The sequence below is a fragment of the Brachybacterium phenoliresistens genome (assembly GCF_039530785.1).
In the GTDB taxonomy this organism is placed as follows: Bacteria; Actinomycetota; Actinomycetes; order Actinomycetales; family Dermabacteraceae; genus Brachybacterium; species Brachybacterium phenoliresistens.
On record NZ_BAAAOW010000010.1, the window covers coordinates 108,566 to 131,645 of the forward strand.

Consider the following 23,080-nt stretch of genomic DNA (forward strand, 5'->3'; position numbering starts at 1 on the left):
GCGTCCTCACCAGCCACCGAGCAATCACCCGTATCGGTGATTGGGGCCGTCGGACCACACACAAGTTGCATGTCCGAGCGAGAAGTGGAGCGCGAATCGGCGAGCAGGGAGGACCTATGAGCTCCGGGAAGCAGGAGCAATGCAGAACTCGTTTCCGTCCGGGTCGGCGACCGTGACGCCTTCACCGGTGAAGTGCGTCGGAAGCTCTTTCCCTCCAAGGCTGATGATCAGCTGCAGCGCATCTTCGACGTCAGCCACTTGGAAGTCGAGATGGACTGGGTTCTTCTGGAGGTGCGCCTCCTCCACACGTTGCAGGACCAACGATGCCCCGACGGCGATGGGGCCGACGGTCAGGTAGTCGCCGTTGCTGCGAGGTGATCCGGGCGTGACTCCAAGCAAACGCCCCCAGAACTCACCTGATCTGACCAGGTCTGTGACGTCGATGATCACTACGGGATTGTGCAGAACGGGTGCATCTTCCATCGTCCAACCCTACCCAGGTTCCACTCGTCCCCGGCCCCACCTAGACACCCTCCGACGTGCCCCAGGCTTGCCGTCGAACTGCAGCGATTCCCCTACAGAAGTTCTCCCTGCAGGACCATTTGATCCCCTCACCTGGTTCTGGCGACCAGCGCCTGCCCCGACGTCTCAGGTCACCTCGAGGGCTGGGACCATGTCGGCTCCCAGCGCACAAAGACGCTGCTCAGGCGCGCTCGAGACCGGCGAGGCCGGCGAGCTCGAGGATCAGGTCGACGGCGGCGCCGGAGCGGACGGCCGTGGGATGCTCGGGGCCGTGCTCGCGCTGGGCGTCCTTGAGCAGCTCGTCGGCCTGCTTGATGGCGTCCTCGTACTCCCCGGTGCGGGCAGTGGCCTCGGCGAGCTCGGCGCGGGCCTCCATGACGCGCGGGTCCAGGGCGTCCTCGGTCTCGAGCAGGGCGAGCAGGCGCGTGATGGCGCGGCCCTGCTCCTCGCGGGCGGCCGCCGGGTCGGAGGCGGCCGGGGTGTCGGGGCGGGTCATCGGGCGGCTCCCAGGATCTCGGGCCGGGCGGCGGGATCGGCGGCAAGGGAGGCCTCCGGCACGGCCGGGGCCTCGACGGAGGCGTGGCGCCCCATGCCGTGGTCGACGGGGCAGGCCGTCATCGCGATGCGCGCGTAGCGGGCGGAGGCCAGGGCGGTGGCCGGCGCGCCGCGGGAGTCGAGGGCGGTCAGCGAGGCGGCGTCCTCGCTGATGCGCGGCGGGATCGTCCGGTCCAGGCGCATCCAGCCGTCGGGGCCCGTCTCCTGGCCATCGGCCTCGCCCTCGCGGTGCGCGGAGATGTCGATGCCGAAGATGGTGTGGAAGGCCTCGACGTACTCGTCGGCGTGGCCGTTCTCCGCCAGGCGCCGGGCGCGGGCCGCCGGGGAGTGCATGACCTTCGCGAGGATCTTGCGGATGGAGCGCTCGACCTGATCGGCGACGTCGTCGGAGGTATCGCGGCGCAGGCGGGCGATCTCCGCATCGGCGCTCTCGGCGACAGCGTGGCGCATGGCGGCCATGGCCGGGTCGACCCGGCGCACCTGCTGGCGGGAGCGGAACTCCGCGGCGCCCTCGGCGATGATCGCCTGGGCGGTCACGAGCGCGGGCTCCGCGGCGTCGTCGAGCTGGGAGGCGAGGTCCGCCAGGCCCATCACGCGCACGCCCTGGAGGTGGCGCAGCAGCGGGTGCAGGTCGGAGTGGAGGGCGAGGTCGAGGATCAGGGTGGGCCCCGCCTCGAGCAGCTGCTCGGGGAACAGGCTGGTGCCGCGGCCGGAGCAGGCCAGGACGAGGTCCGCCTCGCGCAGCGCCGCATCGAGGCCGCCGGCGGGCACGGCGGCCACGCCGTGGCGCTCGGCGAAGGCGGGGGCGCGGCCGGAGCCCGAGTGCACGAGCACGGAGCGCACGCCGCGGCGGGTCAGCTCGGCCACGCCGAGGCGGGCGTAGGCGCCGGTGCCGATCACGAGCACGCGGCGCCCGCCGAGACCGCCGAGGGCCTGGGACGCGCGGTCCAGGGCGACGGCCACGCCGGAGCGGCCGGCCGCGCCGACGGGCGCCTCGGTGGCCACGCGCTTGGCGTAGCGGAAGGCGAGCTGGAAGAGGTCGTTGAGCAGCGTCGTGGTCAGCCCCTCGGCGCGCGCGGCCTCGAAGTCGCTGCGCACCTGGCCGCCGATCTCCGCCTCGCCGATCACCAGGGAGCGCAGACCGGAGGTCACCTCGAACAGGTGATGGGTGACGGGGGCGTCCATCGCGGTCTCGAAGCACAGCGCGACGAGGTCGCGGCTCATGCCGCTGGTGCGGGAGACGGCCTCGACGATGACGTCGACGCCGTCGTGGAAGCGGCGGGCGTCGACGTAGACCTCGAGGCGGTTGCAGGTGCTGACCACGACCCAGCCGTCCAGGGCGGGCTCGGCGTCGGCGCGCTCGGCGAGCACCTCGCCGATCACGGCGGGCAGGCTGCCGGCGTCACGGGTCAGCGCATCGAGGACTCCGAGATCGAGGTGATCATGGGTGGCGCGGACGGCGACGAGCATGTCCTCGAGTCTAGGCCCGCACCGGCCCGGGGCTCGAGGCTCGCAGGAAACGTGTGCACAATAGGTGCGTCATGACACAGAACAGCACGTCAGAGGCCCTTTTTCACGACAGGTCGTCAGATCCTGAGCCGCTCGCCCCCGCGGCCGCCGCGACCCTCGCCCTCTCCGCCTCGGACCTCCCCTCCGACCACCCGTTCCTCCGCTCCGCGGCCTCCGGCGGGGTCGCCGATGCGCCGCTGCTGGCACGCCTGCGCGGGGAGGCCACGACCGCTCCGGCGAGCGTCTGGTTCATGCGCCAGGCCGGCCGGTCGCTGCCCGAGTACCGGGCCGTCCGCGAGGGCACGACCATGCTCGAGGCGTGCGTGAAGCCGGATCTGGTGGCGGAGATCACCGCCCAGCCCGTGAGACGGCACACGGTCGACGCCGGCATCTTCTTCTCCGACATCGTGGTGCCCGCGCTGCTCGCGGGCGTCGGCGTGGAGATCCGTCCCGGGGTCGGCCCCGTCTTCGAGCACCCGGTGCGCACGGCGGCCGACGTCGACGCCCTGCCGCCGGTCGGCGATGCCTACGAGGCCGCCCTCGACCCGATCCGCGAGGCCGTCGCGCTGTCCGTCCGCGAGCTCGGCACCACGCCGCTGATCGGCTTCGCCGGCGCCCCCTTCACCGTGGCCAGCTACATGGTCGAGGGTGGGCCCAGCCGCGACCATCTGCGCACCCGCGCCCTGATGCGCTCGCAGCCGGAGGTCTGGGACCGCCTGGCGGCGTGGGTGGCGGAGCTCTCGGGCCGGTTCCTGCGGGCCCAGATCCTGGCCGGCGCATCGGCCGTGCAGCTGTTCGACTCCTGGGCCGGCTCGCTGGGCACCGACATGTACGCCGCGCACGTCCAGAAGCACTCTGCGGCCGTGTTCGCGCACGTCGCGGACCTGCCCGTGCCGCGGATCCACTTCGGGGTGGGGGCCGCGCACCTGCTCGCCCCGATGCACGCGGCCGGCGCCACCGTGATGGGGGTCGACCACCGGATCCGCCTGGACGAGGCCCTCGCCCAGCTGCCGGAGGGCACCCCGCTGCAGGGCAACATCGACCCGGCAGTGCTGTTCACCTCCGAGCAGGCCCGCTTCGCGGAGGCCCGCGCCGTGCTCGCGGCCGGCGCCGCGGCCAGCGGCCACGTCGTCAACCTCGGCCACGGCGTCCCGCCGGACGCCGACCCCCAGGTCCTCACCGACCTCGTCGCCTTCCTGCACGAGCAGCGATGACCGAGAGCGTGCTGGTGATCGGCGGGGGCCTGGCCGGGCTCCTCGCCGCATCCCGCCACCTCGAGCAGGGCCGGGAGGTCGCCCTGCTCGAGCCCGCCCCGGAACCGGGCGGCGCGATCGCCGCCCGCGAGGTCGCCGGGGTGCCGCTCAGCATCGGCGCGGAGGCGTACTCGATCGCCTCCGGCGCCGTGGACGCGCTGCTCGCCGAGCTCGACCTCGCCGACCGCACCGTCGCCCCGCGCACGGGCCTGGCCAGCCGCGTCGTCTCCGCCGCCGGCACGCACCGCGCCCCGTCGCCCGCCCTGTTGGGCATCCCCGCCCGTCCCCTGGCCCGCGATGCCCGCGCCGTCCTCGGCTGGACCGGCGCGCTGCGCGCCGCCGCCGAGCGCTTCCTGCCCGCCCGCCTCGGTGACCGCCCCGGGGCGAGCGTCGCCGATCTCGTCACCGCCCGCTGCGGCCGCCGCGTCGCGCAGCGCCTCGTCGCCCCCGTCGTCGGCGGCGTGCACTCGGCCGATCCCGCGGTCCTCGAGTTCGCGACCGCCTCCCCCGCGCTGCTCGCGGGCCTGCGCGAGGACGGCTCCCTCACCGCGGCGGTGCGCCGCCTGCGCGCCCCCGGCACCCGCAGCGCCGGCGCGAACGTCCGCTCCCTGACCCCCACCATGGCCGTCCTCCCCCAGCGCCTCGCCGCGCGGATCGCCGCGGCCGGGGGCGAGATCCGCACCGGCACCCCGGTCGCCCGCATCGGCCGCGAGGACGGCAGCTGGTGGGCCACGACCGCCGCCGGCGAGCGCCGCGTCGCCGACCGCCTGGTGCTGGCCTGCCCGCCCGATGCGGCCGCGGCGCTGCTGCGCGAGGCCGCGCCGGAGATCGCCGCCGCCATCCCCGACGCCCCCTCCGCCCCGGTGCGCCTGGTGGCCCTGGTCCTGGACGCACCGGCGCTGGACGCCCTGCCCAGCGGCACCGGCGCCCTGGTCGCCCCGGGCACCCCGGGGGTGCGGGCCAAGGCCCTCACCCATGCCAGCGCCAAGTGGGAGCACGTGGCCGCCGCCGCCCGGGCCGCCCACCCGCAGGCCGCCTCCCCGCACGTGGTGCGGCTGTCCTACGGCCGGCCCGGGGAGGAGCTGCCCGACGAGGAGGGCATCCGCGAGCTCGCCCTGGCCGATGCCGGCGCGATCCTCGGCACGCCCCTGACCGCCCGGCACCTCCTCGGCGCCGAGGTGATCGACTGGTCCCGCGCGATGCGCCAGCCCGGGCCCGGCCACCGCGCGGCCCTCGAGGCGCTGCGCGACCTGCTCGAGCACGCCCCGCCCGGCTCCGCCGCCGCCTCGCTGGAGCTCGTGGGCTCCTGGCGCTCCGGCACCGGCATCGACGCGATCGTGCGCGCCCACCAGGCCGCACGCGCCGCCCACCGCCCCACGAAGGCCCCTCGACCCATCACGGAAGGAACCCGTCCATGAGCAGCAGCCACCACCCCGGTCCCACCCCGAGCGACGCCGCCGAGCGCGGCACCGGCTCCGGCGGCGACGTCACCCGGTACACCTCGTACACCGTGTTCCGCCGCCTCTCGGGCCTGACCGAGGACGGCGAGGTCGCCCCGGAGCAGATCCTCGAGGCCCTGGCCGGGACCGTCGCGCTGATCGAGGCGGAGGACGTCGAGATCCTCGGCTTCTACGACGTCAGCGGGTTCCGCGCCGAGGACGACCTCATGCTGTGGCTCGCGGCGGACCGCCCCGAGGCGCTGCAGGCGGCGCTGCGCGAGTTCGAGCGCTCCCTGCCGGGCACCTGGCTGAACCGCGAGTGGGCGGCCATGGGCGTGCACCGCCAGGCCGAGTTCACCCGCAGCCACGTCCCCTCGTTCATGGTCGACTCCATGACCCGCAAGGAGTGGATCACCGTCTACCCCTTCGTGCGCAGCTACGACTGGTACCTGCTGGAGGACGCCGAGCGTGCCGAGATGCTGCGCGAGCACGGCCTGCTGGGCCGGGACTTCCCGCAGGTCAACGCCAACACGGTGGCCGCCTTCGCCCTCGGCGACTACGAGTGGCTGCTCTCCTTCGAGGCCGATGACCTGCACGACCTCGTCGACATGATGCGCCACCTGCGCTACTCCAAGGCCCGTCTGCACGTGCGCGACGAGCTGCCCTTCCACACGGGCCGCCGCCTCGCCTCGCTCGAGGACGTCGCCGCCCTGCTGGCCTGAGCCGGCGCCCGCCCCGACCGCTCCGGAGGAGAAGACCCCATGACCACCCCCGCTCCCGTCTCCCCGCGCTATGACGCCGTCCTGTTCGCCTCCTTCGGCGGACCGGAGGGCCAGGACGACGTGATCCCGTTCCTGCGCAACGTCACCCGCGGCCGCGGCGTGCCGGACGAGCGCCTCGAGGAGGTCGCGGGCCACTACCGCGCCCTCGGCGGCCGCTCGCCCATCAACGCCCAGAACCGTGCGCTCATCGCCGCCCTGGAGGAGGAGCTCGCCCGCCGCGACGTCTCCCTGCCGATCTACTTCGGCAACCGCAACTGGGAGCCGTACACGGCCGACGCCCTCACCCGGCTGCACGCCGACGGCCACCGCCGCGTGCTGGCGCTGATCACCAGCGCGTACTCCTCGTACTCGGGCTGCCGCCAGTACCGCGAGGACTTCGCGCAGCGCCTGGACGAGGCGGGCCTGCTGGGCGAGGTGGAGATCACCAAGTCCCGCTCCTACTTCAACCACCCCGGCTTCCTGGCCCCCGTGGTCGACGGGGTGCGCACCGCCCTGGAGGAGCTGGCCCGCGAGGGCCACGACCTCGACAGCACCACCGTGCTGTTCTCGACCCACTCGATCCCCACGGCGATGACCGAGGCCTCCGGCCCGGCCGGGGCGGGGGCCGACGGGCAGGGCGGCTGGTACGTCGCCCAGCACCTGGCCGCCTGCCGCTACGTGATGGACGAGCTCGGCGACGAGCTGCCGGAGCTGCCCGACTGGCAGCTGGTGTACCAGTCCCGGTCCGGCGCCCCGCACGTGCCGTGGCTGGAGCCGGACGTCAACGACGTCATCGAGTCCCTGGCCTCCTCCGAGCAGGCCGAGGCGGTCGTGGTGGTGCCGATCGGCTTCGTCACCGACCACGTCGAGGTCATCTGGGACCTGGACACGGAGGCGAAGGAGACCGCCGCGGAGCACGGCCTGGCCTTCCGCCGCGTGGCGACCTCCGGCACGGATCCCCGCTTCGTCGCCGCCCTCGCCGATGTCGTGCAGGAGCATCTCGATCCGTCCCGCGAGCGCCTCGCGGTGACCGAGCTGCCGGTGGTGGAGGACGTGTGCGGCCACAACTGCTGCCAGGTCAGCGCCGCCCGCGCGGTCCCAGACGCGCGGAGCATCGACACCCTCGAGGAGATCGCGGCGATGCTGCGGGAGGCGCGCGAGGGCGCGCCGGTCCCGCAGGAGGCGGGGGCGAGGTCATGAGCGCACCCGCCCCCCTGCGCCTGGGGACCCGGGCCTCCGCCCTCGCCCTGGCCCAGTCCGGGCAGGCCGGCCGCGCGCTGGTCGCCGGCACCGGCCGCGAGGTCGAGCTCGTCCACGTCCGCACCCAGGGCGACGCGGACCGCACCAGCCCGCTCGCCCAGATCGGCGGGACCGGCGTGTTCGTCACGGCGGTGCGCCGCGCGCTGCTGGACGGCGAGGTCGACGCGGTCGTCCATTCCTGCAAGGACCTGCCCACCCTCCCGGAGGACGGCATCGCCCTGGCCTGCATCCCCGCCCGCGAGGATCCGCGCGATGCGCTGTGCGCCCGGGACGGGCTGACCCTGGCGGACCTCCCCCGCGGGGCGAGCGTCGGCACGGGCTCCCCGCGCCGCGCCGCGCAGCTGCTGCATGCCCGCCCCGACCTGCACGTCGTCGCGATCCGCGGCAACATCGACACCCGCCTCGGGCGGGCGCTCGGCGAGCACGCGGATCTCGACGCGGTGGTGCTGGCCGCCTCCGGCCTGCGCCGCCTGGGCCGGGACGCCGCGATCTCGGAGCTGCTCCCCGCTTCGACGATGCTGCCCGCCCCCGCCCAGGGCGCCCTCGCCATCGAGGTGCGGAGCGAGAGCCTCGAGGATCCCGGCCTCGCCTGGCTGGTGGAGGCGCTCGCCCGGGAGGACGACCCGGCCTCCCGCGCCGCCGTCACCGCCGAGCGCTCCCTGCTGCGCACCCTGGAGGCCGGCTGCTCGGCCCCCGTGGCGGCCTTCGCCGAGATGGACGGCGCCCGGCTGCAGCTGCAGGCCCTCGCGATCCGGACCGACGGCGGCCACGCCGTGCGGGCCGAGGCGAGCGCCCCCCTGGACCTCGCCCACGACGAGCTGACCGGCGCCGCCTCCGTGCCGGCGCGGCTGGGCGCCCAGCTCGCCGAGTCCCTGCTGGGACGCGGCGCCGGGGCGATCCTCGCCGACGCGAGGACGTCGTGACCTCTCCCTCCGCCGCCGCGCAGCCGGCGCGGGCCGCACGGCCCGTGCTGGTCACGCGGCCCGCCGAGCGCGCCGATCGGCTCATCGGCCTGCTCGAGCAGCAGGGGCTGGCCGTCGAGCACTCCCCCTTCGTGCGCCTGCGCCTCGAGCACGACGCGGACCTGCGCGAGGAGGTCGCCGCCCTGGCCGCGGGCGTGTACACGCACCTGGTGATCACCAGCCGCACCGCCGTGGAGGCCCTCGCGGCCTTCCGCGGCGAGGGCCCGGACCCGGTCCTCACGGTGCCCGCGGCCACCCGTGTGGTGGCCGTCGGCGAGGGCACCGCCCGCGCCCTGGCCGATGCCGGGATCGAGGTGGCGCTGGTCGCCGCCGGCAGCGGCGCGGACCTCGTCGCGCAGATGCCGCCGGCCGCCCCCGGGGACCGGGTCCTGTTCCCCGCCTCCGCGGCCGCCGCCCCGACCGTCCCGCAGGGACTGGCCGAGGCCGGCTACGCCGTCTCCCAGGTCATCGCCTACCGTCCCCGCGCGGTGCCGCAGCCGGCCCCGGTCGTGCGCGGCCTCGCCCTCGGCTCCTATGCCGCGCTCGTGCTGACCAGCCCGATGATCGCGCGCCTGGCCGCCTCGCTGCGCGTGCACCGCTCCATCCCCGTGGTCGCCATCGGCCGCCCCACCCAGGAGGCCGCCCGCGAGGCCGGCCTCACCGTCCACGCCCGAGCCCGCGAGGCCACCGACGAGGCCCTGGCCCTCGCCGTGGCCGCCGCGATCGCCGAGCACCCCCGATCCTGAGGAGCACCCCATGCCCCGTCCCGTTCCCGTGATCCGGCCCCGCCGTCTGCGCCAGAGCGCCGCCATGCGCTCCCTGGTGCGCGAGCACACCCTGCGCCCGGCCGACCTGGTGCTGCCGATGTTCGTGCGCGAGGGCGACGAGCCCCGCCCCATCTCCTCCATGCCCGGGGTGCAGCAGCACACCCTGGACACCCTCGTCGCGGCGGCGGCCGAGGCCGTGGAGCGCGGCGTCGGCGGCCTCATGCTCTTCGGCGTGCCGGAGCACAAGGACGCCCTCGGCTCCGGCGCCACCGATCCGGACGGGATCCTCAACCGCGGCATCGCCCGCCTGCGCGCCGAGCTGGGCGACGACACCCTGATCATGGCCGACCTGTGCCTGGACGAGTTCACCGACCACGGCCACTGCGGCGTGCTGGACGCGGCCGGCCGTGTGGACAACGACGCGACCCTCGATCGCTACGCCGAGATGGCGATCGCGCAGGCGGAGGCCGGTGCCCACCTGCTGGGCCCCTCGGGGATGATGGACGGCCAGATCGCCGTGATCCGCGAAGCGCTGGACGGCGCCGGTCACCACGACGTGGCCCTGTACGCGTACACCGCGAAGTACGCCTCCGCCTTCTACGGCCCCTTCCGCGAGGCCGTCGACTCCTCGCTGCAGGGCGACCGCCGCACCTACCAGCAGGATCCCGGCAACGCCCGCGAGGCCCTGCGCGAGCTCGAGCTCGACGTCGCCGAGGGCGCGGACCTGGTGATGGTCAAGCCCGGCCTGCCCTACCTCGACGTCCTCGCCGAGGTCGCCGCCGCCTCCCCCGTGCCGGTGGGGGCCTACCAGATCTCCGGCGAGTACGCGATGGTGGAGGCGGCCGCCGCGAACGGCTGGATCGACCGCGACCGCGCGATCCTCGAGTCCCTGCTGGCCTTCCGCCGCGCCGGCGCCACCACGGTGCTCACCTACTGGGCCAGCGAGGTCGCCGGATGGTTCCAGGAGGGCCTGCCCGAGCACCTGCGCGAGCATCTCTGATCCGTCCCGCCGCCCGCCCCGACCCGTCCCCAGGAGGACCCATGACCCCCTCGCTCTCCCAGGAGCTGTTCGACCGTGCCCGCCGTGTCATCCCGTCGGGGGTGAACTCGCCGGTGCGCGCCTTCGGCAGCGTCGGCGGCACCCCGCCGTTCCTCGCCTCCGCGAAGGGCGCCCTGCTCACCGACGCCGACGGCCGCGAGTACGTCGACCTCGTCGGCTCCTGGGGGCCGATGGTCCTGGGCCATGCGCACGAGCCCGTCGTCGCCGCCGTGCAGGACGCGGCCACCCGCGGGCTGTCCTTCGGGGCGCCGCAGGCCGGCGAGGTCACCCTGGCCGAGGAGGTCGCCCGGCGCATCGGCCCGATCCAGCAGCTGCGCCTGGTCAACTCCGGCACCGAGGCGACCATGAGCGCGCTGCGCGTGGCCCGCGCCGCCACCGGCCGCGACGTGGTCGTGAAGTTCGCCGGCTGCTACCACGGCCACGTGGACGCGCTGCTGGCCGAGGCCGGCAGCGGCGTCGCGACCTTCGCCATGCCCGGCTCCGCCGGGGTCACGGAGGGCACCGCCCGCGACACGGTCGTGCTGCCCTACGGCGACCGCGCCGCGCTCACCGAGCTGTTCGCGCAGCGGGGCGACGAGATCGCCGCCGTGATCACCGAGGCCGCCCCCGCGAACATGGGCGTCGTCCCCCCGCCGGAGGTGGACGGCGTGGGCTTCAACCGCTTCCTGGCCGACACCGCGCACGCCGCCGGCGCCCTGCTGATCAGCGACGAGGTCCTCACCGGCTTCCGTGCGAGCGCGCAGGGCCACTACGGCATCGACGGGGAGGGCTGGGCGCCGGACCTCATGACCTTCGGCAAGGTCATCGGCGGCGGCCTGCCCGTGGGCGCCTTCGGCGGCCGGGAGGACCTCATGGGCCTGCTCGCCCCGGCCGGCCCGGTCTACCAGGCCGGCACCCTCTCCGGGAACCCCCTGGCCACCGCCGCGGGCCTGGCGACCCTCGCCGGGCTGGACGACGCCGCCTACCGCACCCTGGACACCGCCAGCTCCACCCTCCAGCAGCTGGTGGCCGATGCGCTCACCGCCGCCGGGGTCCCCCACGTCATCCAGCGCGCCGGGACCCTGTTCTCGGTGTTCTTCCGCGAGGAGCCGGTGCGCACCTACGCCGAGGCGAAGGCGCAGGACACCGCCGCCTTCACCCGCTTCTTCCACGCGCTGCTGGAGGCGGGCGTCTACCTGCCGCCCTCGGCCTTCGAGGCGTGGTTCGTCTCCACCGCCCACACCCCGGAGATCATCGACCGCATCGCCGCCGCGCTGCCCGCGGCCGCGAAGGCCGCCGCCGCGCGATGATCCCCGTCCCGGACTCGTTCCGCGCCCAGCCCCGCTGGTCGTGGGACGAGGCCGGGCGGGCGTGGCTGCAGGAGCTGCCGCGGGCGGTCGCGGAGCAGTGCCGCCTCTGGGACCTGGAGCTCGACGGTGCGCCGATGCACGGGTCGAATGCCCTCGTGGTCCCGGTGCGTCGCCACGAAGATCCGCTGGCGCTGCGGCTGGCCCCGCCCGGGGACGACGTGCACCGCCTGGTGCAGGATCTGCGCCTGTGGGAGGGTCGCGGGACCGTCGCCCTCGAGGACAGCGACCTCGCGCGCCGCGCGGTGCTGCTGGAGCGGCTCGACGGCGGCGTCTCCCTCGACGACGTGCCTCTGGTGGAGGCCGTCGAGGTCCTCGCCGGGCTCGTGCGCCGCCTCGCGGTGCCGGTCCCGGCCGATGCGGACGTGCCCAGCACCCGCGAGGAGGCGCAGGATCTTGCCGAGGGCTTCCCCACCGGCTGGGAGAGGACGGGGCGGCCGATCCCCCGCCGCCTGGCCGAGCGCGTCGTCCGCCACGCCGCTCTGCTCGCGCAGCGCGACCCGGGGGACGGGGCGGCCGACGGGGACCTGCACTTCGGGCAGGTCCTCGCCGGGACCCGCGAGCCCTGGCTGGTGGTCGACCCGGTGCTGCTGCGCGGCGACCCGGAGTACGACCTGGGCCGGATCCTGTGGAGCCGCTTCGACGAGATCGAGGACGAGGCGGCGACGGCGCGCCTGTTCGAACGGTTCGTCGAGATCTCCGGGGTCCCTGCGGACCGCGCCCGGTCCTGGGTCGTCACCCGCGCCGGCTCCTACCTGATCTGGGGCCTGCAGCACGGGCTGACCGACGACCCGCCGAAGTGCGTCCGCCTGCTGGAGATCTTCGCGTGAGCGACGCTCCGACCCGGTGATCAGAACGGTGGGGGTCCCTGTGGTCCCCAGCCCCCGGGAGGCTCCGGGATGGGGGTCGGGTCGGTGCTGGTCGCCGCAGCGCCGTCCGCGGGGCGCTCCGCGTCGTCCGTGGCTCCGGGGCCGTCCGACGTCGTGGCACTCTCCGGGGCTTCGGACTCCTGGGACGCGCTCCGCGCTTCCGCGGTCCCGTCGGCCGGGCGCGCGGCAGCATCGGACGCCGCTGCGATCGTGGATCCTTCACCAGGAGGTCTCGCCTCCAGTGGTGGCGGGGTCGGGGGTGCGGGCAGGGCGGTGCCCCTCCACGGGGCGAGACAGGTCTCGTCGCAGCCGTGGTCGGGATGCTCTCGGTAGTGGGCGACGAGCCCTCGGAGGGTCTCCAGACCGATCATGTCCCAGTCGTCGTGGAAACTGGTGATCACGTGCCGGCCCTCCGTGGACCCGAGCAGCCACCGCGTCGCCCCGGGCCGGTAGCAGCCCTCCGTCCACCCCGTGGGCTGGACCCTCTCAGGGTCGATGATCCGCGCGGTCTTGTCCTGGTGGTGCCGCTCGCACAGCAGGTGGAGGTTCTCGATGTTCGTGGCCCCGCCGTCGAGCCATTCCTGGATGTGGTCGGCCTGCGAGGCCCACGACACGCTGCGCCCGCACCCGGGGACCGCACACGTCGGGTCTCCCAGCCGCAGGTACTCCAGCATCGCCGGGGTGGGCCGGTACTGCTGCGCGGGGGCGGGCACGAACGCTCCCGTGCACGGGTCGGTCAGCACGCGGTACCACTCCCCCTGCCCGCCCGCGAGGGCCCGCGCCATCCCGGCAGGGACCGGCGTGACCCCGTCCAACGTGGCGGGCGCATCGGACAGCCCGAGCAGCGTCATCATGGGCACGGTCACCGAGATCCGGAAGCGGTCCTTCGGCACCTCGATGCCCTCCGTGTCCAGGACGGCCTTGGTCGCCAGGAGGTAGCGCAGCACGTCACGACGCAACGGCGCACCCTCCTTCCTCGCCATGCCGTCCACGTCCCACGGGACCACGGAGTCCGGACCGCGCTCCCGGAGAACGGCCCGCTGCGCGGACTGCACCGCCTTCGCGGCCACGTCCAGACGCCGCGCGAACGCGTGGATCTCCGGGGCAGGCCCCTGCACCTGCAGGCACGCCATCCCCTTCCCGAGGTCGGAGACGAACACCGAGCGTTCGATCGGGCGAGATTCCGCCTGCCGGCCCTCGATCGACTCCGCCCAGGCGATCAGCTGCCCCAGCCGCTTGTGGAACCGCTCGACGGGGACCCGCAGGTCCCAGCGGGCGATGATCGCGTCCATCCCCCGCAGCGATGTCTCCGACAGCGCTCGGACCCGCACCAGCATCCGCTCGAACCACGCGGCGGGGAACCGGCCGGCCTCCAGCAGCGCGAGACAGGACGCGAAGCAGTCCACCCCGTGATGGGCATCGCGGATCACGAACGACGCCCGCGACCTCGTGGTCCGCAGCGCCACCGCCGCCGTCAGCGCCTCCAGGTCCCCCTCGCGGGGAAGCTCGCAGGTGGTCTCCTCGGGCCCGGCCCACAGCTTCGCGACCGCCCGCAGCTTCCGCGCCAGGACCGGCCCCTCGGCCGCGGTCGCGTCCCAGACCTCCTGCAGCACGGCCGACATCACCGGGTCACCCTCCGTGCCGGCCTTCACCGGGACGGAATCACGGGTATGCGCGGAATGCTCACGGATGGAGCCCCGCCGGATCCGTCCCGGGACCTGCGCCACGAACGCCGCCACCGCGGCATCGACCCCCTCGCCCCGTCCCGGCGCACCCTCCCCGGAGGCGTCGGAAGAGGGAGCGGGGACGGACCTCGACGCGGGGGCGGGCACGGGGGCGGAGTCAGCACCCCGGGCCGGGGAGGACGCCGGGGCCGCGCCGGCACCGGCAGCGGCGCCGGCGCCGGCGCCGGCGCCGGCCGGGATCGCCCGTCCCGCGGTGGCATCCGCATCCACCGCCGGCGACGGAATCGGCTCCTGCAGCATCACGACCACCCCCTCATGCCGTCGCCCCGGCCCCACGCCACGGCTCGCACCTACGTTCGAAACACCTCCAGCCTATCCCGCCGAACGCCCCGTGGGAAGCATTGTGGATGAATTCTTTCCGCCACTTCTCCCGCATCCGTCACCATATGACTGCGTGCACACACCGCACGTCTGACCTGGCCTTTCTTGCCATCGCCGCAGGAACTTCCGACCCGCCCCACTCCCCCCCATGCAGAGTTGTCCCCATTCTTCGGAGGCTCTTGACAATCACGCAGAATCACTTCCTCGATGCGACGCCGCACCACCCCCTGTGTCCTCCCGCGGCTCCATGCGCCCGCCTGAGACGGCACATGACGAGGCCCTGGACCCGCGCGCCCGGCAGGTCCACGATGGTCATCACGCGGTCCCGAACCGGGCGCCGCATCGCTCCGTAGCTCAGCCCGGTAGAGCAGCTCCCTCATAAGGAGTGCGTCGCAGGTTCGAATCCTGCCGGAGCGTCCCCGGGGCGTTCAGGCGCCGGCCGGCCACCAGGGGGCGAGGCCTCCGGGCTCGACCCGGCCCGCACCGGAGGCCCGGAAGTAGCGCACGGCGACCAGCAGGGCGTCGAGGTCGTGGGTCTGCTGGACGGAGGCGACCATGAGGCGGTCCTCGTCGTCCTCGTGGTCGATGCCGAGCGCGTCCAGCCGGGCGGCGAGCCAGCGCATGTCCCGCAGGGCGCGGTACTCGTCCTCGGCCAGGACGATGAAGCGCAGCGTCATGGCCCCGGACGGGGTGATGACGCCGCGCGACCACAGCCGCCCGCCCTCCCGGTCCGCGCCGACCTCGTCGCCCAGGGCCACGTCCCGCGCGTAGAACGGGATGTTGTCGACGATGTACGTCCCGTGGTCCGTGGGCCGGGCCCAGATGCCCTCCGCATCGGCCGGAGCATCCGGCCCCAGCGTGAAGCTCACCCGCACCAGCTCGTCCGGCGGCATCGGCCCTCCTTCCGGGCCGTCTCCCAGGCGGAGGTCGTCGTCGGCCCGCGGCAAGGATACGGCGCGCGGGAGGACCCTCGGGCGGGTCAGCCGCTCCCGGCGTGGAAGGCGAGCGCCTCCTCGAGCCAGCCGGCGAGATCCTCCTCGGCGGCGAGCGCCGCGGGCTCCACGGTGATCCAGCCGGTGCCCATCGGCCGGCCCGTGCCCATCACCGCCGGGGCGGCCCCGGGGCGCGCGCACAGCTGGGCCCCGCGCGCAGGATCGACGCGGACCAGGAGGGAGCCGTCCTTCCCGGCGGCCACGAGCATCCGCTCCTCGAGCATCACGGCCCGGGAGCCGAACATCGAGACCTCGCGGACGGCGGCGCCGGGCGGCAGCGCGGACCGGACACGGCGGATGACCGCGGACTGCTCCGGCGTGAGCGGCACGGTCACCGACCGCCTCGACCGGCAGCGACCCCGACGCACCCGTCGAGGCATCCGCCGGGAGTCCGCGAGCGACCCGGCACGGTTCTCACGGCGAATACAGAGAGTCGGGCCATGGGGGCCTCCCGGCGTCGACGACGGTGTCTCCTCCCATCCTGAGCGCAGATGCCGCCCTGTCAAGGGCGGGCGGGCCGGCTCCCGCGCCACCGAGTAGCCTCGGACCGTGGAGATCAACCCGTACGAGGCGCGCCTGCGCGTCCTGCAGCTGCAGGACGGCGTGCAGATGCAGCGCGAGGCGACACCCGGCACGGACACGGCCGGCTGCCCCGGCTGCCCCTACTACTGGACCTGCGACGTCCCGCACCGGGCGGAGGACGTCCACGCGCCCGCCGAGTACGACCGCGACGAGGTCGCCGACCAGGTCCCGGCCCGCGAGGACTATCGACCGCGGGACGTCGACGACATCGGCTGGACCGACCAGTGGATCGAGGTCGACGAGGAGGACGCCGACGCGGACGCCCTCGAGGAGGCCGATGGCCCCGCGGGCCACGACGCCCTCGCCCCGGAGGGCGCCTCGGGTCCCCGCCCAGGTCCCGCGGCGGATCCCGAGGAGACCGACTCCGCGCGACGCTCCGATGCCGCGCGACGCTCCGATCCCGCCCGACCGACCGCCCAGGAGCGCCGCCGGGCGCGCCGCGAGACGGCCGACGCCGAGGCCGCTCTCGAGCGCCGTCCCCGTCGCGGCTGGAAGGACCTGCTGCGCCCGCGTCGGGGCTGAGCAATCCCGCACCTTCCGACGGCGCGCCCAGCCGGCCTCGCACCGCCGGCGTGCGCTGCGCCAGGACACGCGCCCGACGAGCGTCCTCAGCGCCCCAGTCGCTGCTCCAGCAGGGCGCGCACGCCGCGCCACTCGTCGGCGAGGATCGCGTAGACGACCGTGTGGCGCAGCGAGCCGTCCGGGAGGATCCGGTGGGCGCGCAGGATGCCCTCCTGGGTGGCGCCCAGACGCTCGATGGCGCGGCGCGAGGCGGCGTTGAGATGGTGGGTGCGCAGCTCCACGCGCAGGCAGCCGAGCCGCTCGAAGGCCTCGGTGAGCAGCAGCAGCTTCACCTCGGCGTTCACACCGGTGCCGTGCGTGGAGGCGGACAGGAAGGTGCTGCCGATCTCCAGCCGGCGATCGGCCCGCGCGATGTTCAGGAACGTCGTCTGGCCCACCACCCGGTCGGCCGCGCCGTCCCGGCCGCGCAGGATCACGGCCCAGGCGATGATCTGGCCGGCGGCGGCCTTCACGAGCGTCGCCTCGACGCCGGCCGCCATGGCCTCGGGCCGCGGGATGTGGGTGGCGTACGGGATCCGCCACAGCTCGCCGTCGCGGACGGCCTCGGCGAGGCCCTCCGCGTGCTCGGCCCGCAGCGGCTCGAGGCGCACCCGCTCCCCCTCGAGGACCCGGGCGGTCGGCGCGGGCATCGGCCGCAGCAGCTGCTCGGCATCGGGCATCACGGTCTGCGGGTCCACGGCCGCCTCCTTCTCCGCGGGGGTGCTCATCGGTCCTTCTCCGCGGGAGTGCTCATCGGTCCTTCTCCTCGGGAGTGCTCATCGGTCCTTCTCCGCGGGAGTGCTCATCGGCCGTCCAGGCGTGCTCACCAGGCGTCGCCTCCGCGGGTCTCGCGGTGCGTGGCGATCGCGAGCTCGTAGTAGTGCAGCAGGTCGTCCGAGGCGTGCTCCCAGGAGAACTTCTCCGCCTCGGCGCGGGCGGCCTGCCGGATCCGGGTGCGGGTGGCGGGATCGGCCAGGCGGTCCAGGGCCGCGTCCAGGGACGCCTCGTCCCCGGAGTCGTAGAGCAGCCCGTTCTCCCCGTCGACGACCTGCTCCATCGTCGGGCCGGAGCGGGCGGCGACCACCGGCAGCCCGGAGGCCATCCCCTCGAGGATCACCAGGCCCAGGGTCTCGGTGACCGAGGGGAAGACGAAGGCGTCGGAGGAGGCGAAGGCGCTGGCGAGCTCCTCCCCGCCCAGGAAGCCGGGGAACACGGTCGAGGTGCCGCGGAAGGTCTCCTCGAGCTCGTGCCGGTACGGTCCGTCGCCGACGATGGCGAGGACCACGTCGTCGCGGCGGTCCAGCATCGGCCGCAGCCGCTGGATCTCCTTCTCCTTGGCCAGGCGTCCCACGAACACCAGCAGCGTCTTGTCGGGGCGGCCGCCGGACAGGCGCGCCCGCATCGACTCGGAGGCGAAGCGCGGATGGTGGGCGAGGGTGTCCACGCCGCGGCGCACCACGTGGAGGTTGTGGATGCCCTGCGCGGAGAGCTCCTCCTTCATGGCCTGCGAGGTCGCGAGGTTGACGTCGGCCAGGGCGTGGTTGCGCTTGATCTGCCACCACACCGCGGGCTTGCCCCAGCGGTAGCCGCGGTACAGGTCGAGGTAGCGCGGGATGTGGGTGTGGTAGCTGGCCAGCAGCGGGATGTCCTGGCGCTTGGCCGCGTACGCCCCGGAGCTCGCCAGCAGGATCGGCTGCGCGGCGTGGACGACGTCCGGGTGGAACCCGCGGATGATGCCGTCGACCGTGGGCGTGGGAAGGGTGAAGCGCCGGTGCTTGTAGAACGGCAGCGTCACCGGGCGGATGCCCACGATCCGCGCCCCGTGATGCTCATGGACTCCCAGGTCGGGGGCGATGACCATGACCTCGTGCCCCAGGTCGACGAAGCGCTCCACGGCGTGGCGCAGCCGTGTCACGACCCCGTCGACCGAGGGCACGAAGGTCTCGGTGACGATGGCGATCTTCACCGGCGGATCATCACTTCCAGGTGACGGTGGGCAGGACCAGCTCGCGGCGCACGCGCTCCGCGTTCGCGCGGGAGACCGTGAGGATCTCGGCGAGGACCTCGTCGGTCAGCAGGTGCGGCTGCAGGCCCAGGTCCAGCAGGTTCGTGTTCACCGCGTTGTAGTAGTGGTCGTACTTCTCCACGCGCGGGTTGTCGATGTGGGCGATCTCCACGTCGATGCCCTGGTCCTTCGCGACCTTCTGCACCTTCTCGGCCAGCTCGTTGACGGAGAACTGCTCGGTGAACTGGTTGAACACGCGGAACTCGCCGCGGTCGGCCGGGTTCTGGCAGGCGATCTCGATGCAGCGCACCGTGTCCTGGATGTTGAGGTAGCCGCGGGTCTGCGAGCCGCCGCCGTAGACGGTGAGGTCGTGGCCGATGGCCGCCTGGATCAGGAACCGGTTCAGCGCCGTGCCGAAGACCGCGTCGTAGTCGAAGCGGTTGGCCAGGCGGGCGTCCTTCCGCGTCTCCTCGGTCTCCAGGCCGTAGACGACGCCCTGGTTGAGGTCGGTGGCGCGGATGCCCCAGATGCGGCAGGCGAACATGATGTTGTCGCTGTCGTGCACCTTGGTGAGGTGGTAGAACGAGCCGGGCTGCTTGGGGAACGGCAGGCGGTCCTTGCGGCCCTTGTGCTCGATCTCGATCCAGCCCTCCTCGATGTCGATGTTCGGCTGGCCGTACTCGCCCATCGTGCCGAGCTTGACGAGGTGGCAGTCGGGGGCGAAGTCCTTGATCGCCCACAGCACGTTCAGCGTGCCCTCGACGTTGTTGCGGTGGTTCTCGATCGCGTGCTCGCGGTCGATCATCGAGTAGGGGGCGCTGCGGTGCTCGGCGAAGTGCACGAACGCCTCGGGCTGCAGCTCCTGGAAGATCGCGGAGACGGCCTCGTAGTCCGTGAGGTCCTCGATGCGCACGCCGATCTCGAGACCGGTGATCTCCTTCCACGCGGCCACGCGCTCCTCGAGCGGGAGGATCGGGGTCATGGAGTTGGAGCCGAGCTCCTCGTCGATCTCCCGCCGCACGAGGTTGTCGACGATGGTGACCTCGTGACCCTTCTGCGAGAGGTAGAGGGCAGTGGGCCAGCCGCAGAATCCGTCTCCGCCGGCGACGACGATCTTCATGTCGTGATTCCTCCCAAGGGGGGTGGTCGTTCCGCCCGGCGCGCGGGGCCGCGGATCGGGCGGGGGAAAATGGCAGTCCCGTCATCTAACCTCATCGAGGTCCCAGAACCCTCAAAGGACGGGGACGGGCCGATGAACTCGAGAGGAACGGACATGTCGCACACGCATGGCGGGGCCGCGGCGCAGTCGCGCCCCGAGGCGGCGGGATCGCGCGCCCCTGGGTCGGCGTCGCCACGCACCGACCCCGGCTCGGGACCGCGACCGCTGCCCGTCGACGGGGTGAGCGTGATGGCGATCGTCAACCGCACCACCGACTCCTTCTTCGACCAGGGCGCCACCTGGGAGCTGCAGGCGGCGGTGGACCGCGGGCTGGCCGCGGCGGCCGAGGGCGCGGCGATCATCGACATCGGCGGGGTGAAGTTCGCCCCCGGAGCGCCGGTGCCCGCCGCCGAGGAGGCGGAGCGGGTGGTGCCGGTGATCGCGGCGCTGCGCGAGCAGGCCCCGGCGGTGCGCCTGAGCGTGGACACCTTCCATGCCTCCGTCGCCCGGGAGGCGATCGCCGCCGGCGCCGACCTCATCAACGACACCACCTGCTTCTCCGACCCGGAGATGGCGACCGTCGTCGCGGGGACCGGGGCGAGCGTGGTGGTGACCCATTCCCTCGCCGCGCCCCGCACCGAGCTCCCCCGCCCGCACTACGACGACGTGGTCGCGCAGGTCCGCAGCCGGCTCGCGGAGGGCGTCGCCCTCGCCCGGGAGGCGGGCATCGCCGAGGACCGGATCATCGTGGACCCGGGTCCGGATCTCAACAAGAGCACCCGTCAGACCCTCGAGCTGCTGCGGCGCTGGGACGAGTTCTCCGGCTTCGGCCTTCCGGTGCTCGCGGCGCTGTCGCGCAAGGACGTGATCGGCGAGTCCCTGGGGCTGCCCAAGGAGGAGCGCCTGGAGGGCTCGCTCGCGGCGGCGGCCTGGGTGATCGCCCGCGGCGCCCGCATCCTGCGGGTCCACGACGTGCGCGAGACGGTGCGCCTGGTGCGCATGCTCGAGATCATCGACGGCAGCCGGGACCCCGTGGGCCCCCTCGTGCACAACGCCTGACGGCCACGACGACGGACGGCCACGACGCCTGACGCCGCAGCGGCGGCCTCAGCCCCGGCGTCCGAGCCGGCCCGTGCGGCGCAGCCACATCTCCAGCGGCACGGTCACCAGCGGCGGGATCGCGGCGGCGAGGGCGACCAGGGCGACCCACCACTGCCAGCGCAGCTTCCACGCACTCAGCAGGGCGAGCACGACGTACAGCATGAAGGCCCCGCCGTGCAGGCGGCCGAACAGCCACACCCCGGCCTCGGTCGTGCCGGTCACGTACTTCAGGAACATGCCCACCAGGAGTCCGGCCCAGGTGAACGCCTCCACGAAGGCGACGATCGCGAAGATCCGCCCGAGCGGCGAGACCTCGGCCGATGCGGGGGCCGTCGATGCGGAGTCGGCCGATGCGGGGCCGGTCGAGGCGGTCTCGGGTGCGCTGTCGAGCGTCTCGGGCGTCTGCGGGGTGCTCATGGCGAAGTGTCCTCCGAAGGACGGGAGCGGATCTGGACGGGCGTGGCGCCGCCGTCGATCCTCCCAGGCGCGCCTGGGAGCGTCCCGGCACCGCTGCCGCACCCGCCGGACCAGCGAACCGGTCTCCGGGATCCGGCCCGGGGGAACGGGTCAGCGCCGCCGGGCGTGCTCGGCGAGGACGGCGTCGGCCAGCAGGGGCAGCACGCGGCGGTGATCGTCGCAGAACTCGTGGTCGGTGCCGAGGACCAGGGCGACATCGGCCGCCGGGTCGACCCACAGGGCCGTGCCGAGCATGCCGAAGTGGCCGAAGGTCGCCGGGTCGTTGCCGCGACCGGTCCAGTGCGGGGACTTCGTGCCGCGCACCTCGAAGCCGAGGCCGAAGGGGTTGGGGTCCTGCGAGCCGAAGCCGGGCATGACGCCCTTGAGCCCGGGGATCTGCTCGGTCGTGGCGGCGGCGAAGGCCTCGGGCCCCAGCAGGGTGGGGCGCAGCAGCTCGAGGGCGAACAGGGCGAGGTCCTCCAGCGGCGAGAAGCCGCCCACGGAGGCCGATCCGGTCCAGCGCACCCCGGTCATCCCCAGCGGGTCCAGCACGCCCTCCTGGACCAGGTCGGCGAAGTCCCGGCCGGCGCGGCGGCCGATGTGCTCGGCGGCCCTGTCGATGCCGTAGTTGGAGTAGTGGCGGCGCCGGCCGGGCGGCTGGAGGGTGCTGTCCGAGCCGTAGTAGTAGCCCGAGGCGTGGCACAGCAGATGGCGCAGGGTCGAGCCCTCGGGGCCGGCGGGATCGTCGAGGTCGACCGTGCCGGCCTCGAGCGCGATCGCGGCGGTGTAGCCGGTGAGGGTCTTGGTGACCGAGCGCCAGGGACGCTCGCGGCGCGTGTCGCCGCGGCGCTCGCGCACCCCTTCGGGGCCCAGGACGATGGCGGCGCCCTCGAAGGGCAGCTCGTCCAGGACGTCCAGCGCGCTCATGCTCCGATGCCGTGGGCGCGCAGGATCGCGTCGGTCAGCCCGGGCCAGGCGGCCGCATGGGCGGGGCCGAAGGGCTCCTCCCCCAGGAACGCCGCGGCCAGCTGCGCCTCGGGGTCCACCCACAGGAACGAGCCGGACTGGCCGAAGTGGCCGAAGGTGCGCGGGGAGCTCAGCGCCCCGGTCCAGTGCGGGGACTTGTGCGCCCGGATCTCCATCCCCAGGCCCCAGTCGTTGGGGTTCTGCCGGCCGTAGCCGGGCAGGAGGCCCGCCAGGCCCGGGAACTGGACGCTGCGGGCCTGCTCGGCCAGCTCCGCGCCGATCAGGGTGGGGCTCAGCAGCTCGCGGCCGATGGCGAGGAGGTCGCGGATGCTGCCGCGGAAGCCGGCCGCCGGGGAGCCGTCGACCTCGAGGTCGCGCAGCCCCAGGGGTCCGCACACGGTGGTCTCGAGCCATTCGCCGACCTCGTAGCCGGTGGCCAGCTCGAGCTGCTCCCCCAGCACCTCGAAGCCGGCGTTGGAGTACATGCGCCGCGCCCCGGGGCGCGCGAGCTCCTGGCGGGCGTCGAAGGCGTAGCCCGCGGCGTGCGCCAGCAGGTGGCGGATGGTGGAGCCCTCGGGGCCGGCCGGCTCGTCCAGGGACAGGTATCCGCGCTCCACCGCGACCAGCGCGCCGAGCGCCGTGATCGGCTTGGACACTGACGCCAGGGGCATCACGCGGGCATCGTCGCCGGTGACGGCGAGGGTCTGCGCGGGCGAGGTCACGCCGACGGCGTGGGGGAAGGGGAGGTCGGCGGCGAGGGCCGCGGCGTCGATGCGCGAGGTGCTGTCCACCGTCCCAGCCTCCCAGGCCACGAGCCCGCCGGGCAACCCACACAGATCCTTCACATTTTACTGGTTGTTTACCCTCGTCCGGCCGCCCAGGGTATTCC

General features: G+C 74.2%; 23 protein-coding genes and 1 tRNA gene. 12 read left to right on the forward strand and 12 right to left on the reverse strand.

Annotated elements, in window-relative coordinates:
• Positions 1–114: 114 nt before the first annotated feature.
• From ABD234_RS16775 to ABD234_RS16785, 3 genes are all read right to left on the reverse strand, one after another.
• Positions 115–483: a VOC family protein gene (locus tag ABD234_RS16775; protein ID WP_156954180.1), complete on the reverse strand. Its 369-nt coding sequence runs from the start codon at positions 481–483 to the stop codon at positions 115–117.
• 220 nt (positions 484–703) lie between these two features.
• Positions 704–1,018: a hypothetical protein gene (locus ABD234_RS16780; protein WP_232226471.1), complete on the reverse strand. Its 315-nt coding sequence runs from the start codon at positions 1,016–1,018 to the stop codon at positions 704–706.
• Positions 1,015–2,547 (reverse strand): glutamyl-tRNA reductase, encoded by a 1,533-nt coding sequence (locus ABD234_RS16785; protein WP_084148638.1) that lies wholly within the window; start codon positions 2,545–2,547, stop codon positions 1,015–1,017. The genes ABD234_RS16780 and ABD234_RS16785 overlap by 4 nt, the downstream gene beginning before the upstream one ends.
• Before the next feature lie 71 nt (positions 2,548–2,618).
• Between ABD234_RS16785 and hemE the strand changes: the two genes are divergently transcribed.
• Genes hemE through ABD234_RS16830 form a run of 9 tightly spaced genes read left to right on the forward strand, consistent with a single transcriptional unit; the run spans position 2,619 to position 12,264 of the window.
• On the forward strand, positions 2,619–3,800 hold the full coding sequence (hemE, locus tag ABD234_RS16790; RefSeq protein ID WP_084148637.1) for a uroporphyrinogen decarboxylase: 1,182 nt from the start codon (positions 2,619–2,621) through the stop codon (positions 3,798–3,800).
• The gene (locus tag ABD234_RS16795; protein WP_038374046.1) at positions 3,797–5,257 is read left to right on the forward strand and encodes a protoporphyrinogen/coproporphyrinogen oxidase; all 1,461 of its coding nucleotides are present in this window, start codon (positions 3,797–3,799) and stop codon (positions 5,255–5,257) included. Before hemE ends, ABD234_RS16795 begins: the two co-directional genes overlap by 4 nt.
• The gene (hemQ, locus tag ABD234_RS16800) at positions 5,254–6,000 is read left to right on the forward strand and encodes a hydrogen peroxide-dependent heme synthase (RefSeq protein ID WP_038374044.1); all 747 of its coding nucleotides are present in this window, start codon (positions 5,254–5,256) and stop codon (positions 5,998–6,000) included. The genes ABD234_RS16795 and hemQ overlap by 4 nt, the downstream gene beginning before the upstream one ends.
• A gap of 39 nt (positions 6,001–6,039) precedes the next feature.
• Positions 6,040–7,239, forward strand: coding sequence for a ferrochelatase (locus tag ABD234_RS16805; RefSeq protein WP_038374043.1), 1,200 nt, complete (start codon positions 6,040–6,042; stop codon positions 7,237–7,239).
• Entirely contained in the window at positions 7,236–8,222 is a 987-nt protein-coding gene (gene hemC / locus ABD234_RS16810) for a hydroxymethylbilane synthase (protein WP_038374042.1), read from the forward strand. Before ABD234_RS16805 ends, hemC begins: the two co-directional genes overlap by 4 nt.
• Positions 8,219–9,007, forward strand: a complete 789-nt coding sequence (locus ABD234_RS16815; protein ID WP_051487094.1) for a uroporphyrinogen-III synthase — start codon at positions 8,219–8,221, stop codon at positions 9,005–9,007. Before hemC ends, ABD234_RS16815 begins: the two co-directional genes overlap by 4 nt.
• A gap of 10 nt (positions 9,008–9,017) precedes the next feature.
• Positions 9,018–10,028, forward strand: a complete 1,011-nt coding sequence (gene hemB, locus ABD234_RS16820; RefSeq protein WP_038374040.1) for a porphobilinogen synthase — start codon at positions 9,018–9,020, stop codon at positions 10,026–10,028.
• Positions 10,029–10,069: 41 nt separating this feature from the next.
• Positions 10,070–11,377, forward strand: a complete 1,308-nt coding sequence (hemL, locus tag ABD234_RS16825; protein ID WP_038374039.1) for a glutamate-1-semialdehyde 2,1-aminomutase — start codon at positions 10,070–10,072, stop codon at positions 11,375–11,377.
• Complete coding sequence (locus ABD234_RS16830) at positions 11,374–12,264, forward strand: aminoglycoside phosphotransferase family protein (protein WP_038374037.1); 891 nt, start codon at positions 11,374–11,376, stop codon at positions 12,262–12,264. The genes hemL and ABD234_RS16830 overlap by 4 nt, the downstream gene beginning before the upstream one ends.
• 20 nt (positions 12,265–12,284) lie before the next feature.
• Here the strand turns inward: ABD234_RS16830 and ABD234_RS16835 are convergent, their stop codons facing one another.
• Complete coding sequence (locus ABD234_RS16835) at positions 12,285–13,925, reverse strand: HNH endonuclease signature motif containing protein (RefSeq protein WP_344358713.1); 1,641 nt, start codon at positions 13,923–13,925, stop codon at positions 12,285–12,287.
• A 787-nt stretch (positions 13,926–14,712) separates the two neighbouring features.
• On the opposite strand from ABD234_RS16835, the gene ABD234_RS16840 reads away from it, so the two are divergent.
• Positions 14,713–14,786: transfer RNA gene (locus ABD234_RS16840), tRNA-Met, on the forward strand.
• A gap of 11 nt (positions 14,787–14,797) precedes the next feature.
• Here ABD234_RS16840 and ABD234_RS16845 read toward each other — a convergent pair.
• Positions 14,798–15,262: a DUF4265 domain-containing protein gene (locus tag ABD234_RS16845; protein WP_051487092.1), complete on the reverse strand. Its 465-nt coding sequence runs from the start codon at positions 15,260–15,262 to the stop codon at positions 14,798–14,800.
• Between the two features lie 86 nt (positions 15,263–15,348).
• Positions 15,349–15,696 (reverse strand): TfoX/Sxy family protein, encoded by a 348-nt coding sequence (locus tag ABD234_RS16850; protein ID WP_232226470.1) that lies wholly within the window; start codon positions 15,694–15,696, stop codon positions 15,349–15,351.
• Positions 15,697–15,910: 214 nt separating this feature from the next.
• Here ABD234_RS16850 and ABD234_RS16855 point away from each other — a divergent pair, with 214 nt between their 5' ends.
• The gene (locus ABD234_RS16855; protein ID WP_198025463.1) at positions 15,911–16,465 is read left to right on the forward strand and encodes a hypothetical protein; all 555 of its coding nucleotides are present in this window, start codon (positions 15,911–15,913) and stop codon (positions 16,463–16,465) included.
• Between the two features lie 86 nt (positions 16,466–16,551).
• Here ABD234_RS16855 and ABD234_RS16860 read toward each other — a convergent pair whose 3' ends face one another.
• The 3 genes from ABD234_RS16860 to ABD234_RS16870 form a co-directional block, all read right to left on the reverse strand.
• Positions 16,552–17,232, reverse strand: a complete 681-nt coding sequence (locus ABD234_RS16860) for a GNAT family N-acetyltransferase (protein ID WP_232226469.1) — start codon at positions 17,230–17,232, stop codon at positions 16,552–16,554.
• A gap of 95 nt (positions 17,233–17,327) precedes the next feature.
• Complete coding sequence (locus ABD234_RS16865; RefSeq protein WP_038374036.1) at positions 17,328–18,470, reverse strand: glycosyltransferase; 1,143 nt, start codon at positions 18,468–18,470, stop codon at positions 17,328–17,330.
• 10 nt (positions 18,471–18,480) lie between these two features.
• Positions 18,481–19,629, reverse strand: a complete 1,149-nt coding sequence (locus tag ABD234_RS16870; RefSeq protein WP_038374034.1) for an NAD-dependent epimerase/dehydratase family protein — start codon at positions 19,627–19,629, stop codon at positions 18,481–18,483.
• A gap of 153 nt (positions 19,630–19,782) precedes the next feature.
• On the opposite strand from ABD234_RS16870, the gene folP reads away from it, so the two are divergent.
• The gene (folP, locus tag ABD234_RS16875; protein ID WP_038374033.1) at positions 19,783–20,727 is read left to right on the forward strand and encodes a dihydropteroate synthase; all 945 of its coding nucleotides are present in this window, start codon (positions 19,783–19,785) and stop codon (positions 20,725–20,727) included.
• Positions 20,728–20,775: 48 nt separating this feature from the next.
• On the opposite strand, the gene ABD234_RS16880 is transcribed toward folP, so the two are convergent.
• The 3 genes from ABD234_RS16880 to ABD234_RS16890 form a co-directional block, all read right to left on the reverse strand.
• Positions 20,776–21,186, reverse strand: coding sequence for a DUF3817 domain-containing protein (locus ABD234_RS16880; RefSeq protein WP_084148634.1), 411 nt, complete (start codon positions 21,184–21,186; stop codon positions 20,776–20,778).
• 150 nt (positions 21,187–21,336) lie between these two features.
• On the reverse strand, positions 21,337–22,152 hold the full coding sequence (locus ABD234_RS16885; protein ID WP_038374032.1) for a serine hydrolase domain-containing protein: 816 nt from the start codon (positions 22,150–22,152) through the stop codon (positions 21,337–21,339).
• The gene (locus ABD234_RS16890) at positions 22,149–22,982 is read right to left on the reverse strand and encodes a serine hydrolase domain-containing protein (RefSeq protein WP_038374073.1); all 834 of its coding nucleotides are present in this window, start codon (positions 22,980–22,982) and stop codon (positions 22,149–22,151) included. The genes ABD234_RS16885 and ABD234_RS16890 overlap by 4 nt, the downstream gene beginning before the upstream one ends.
• Positions 22,983–23,080: the final 98 nt, after the last annotated feature.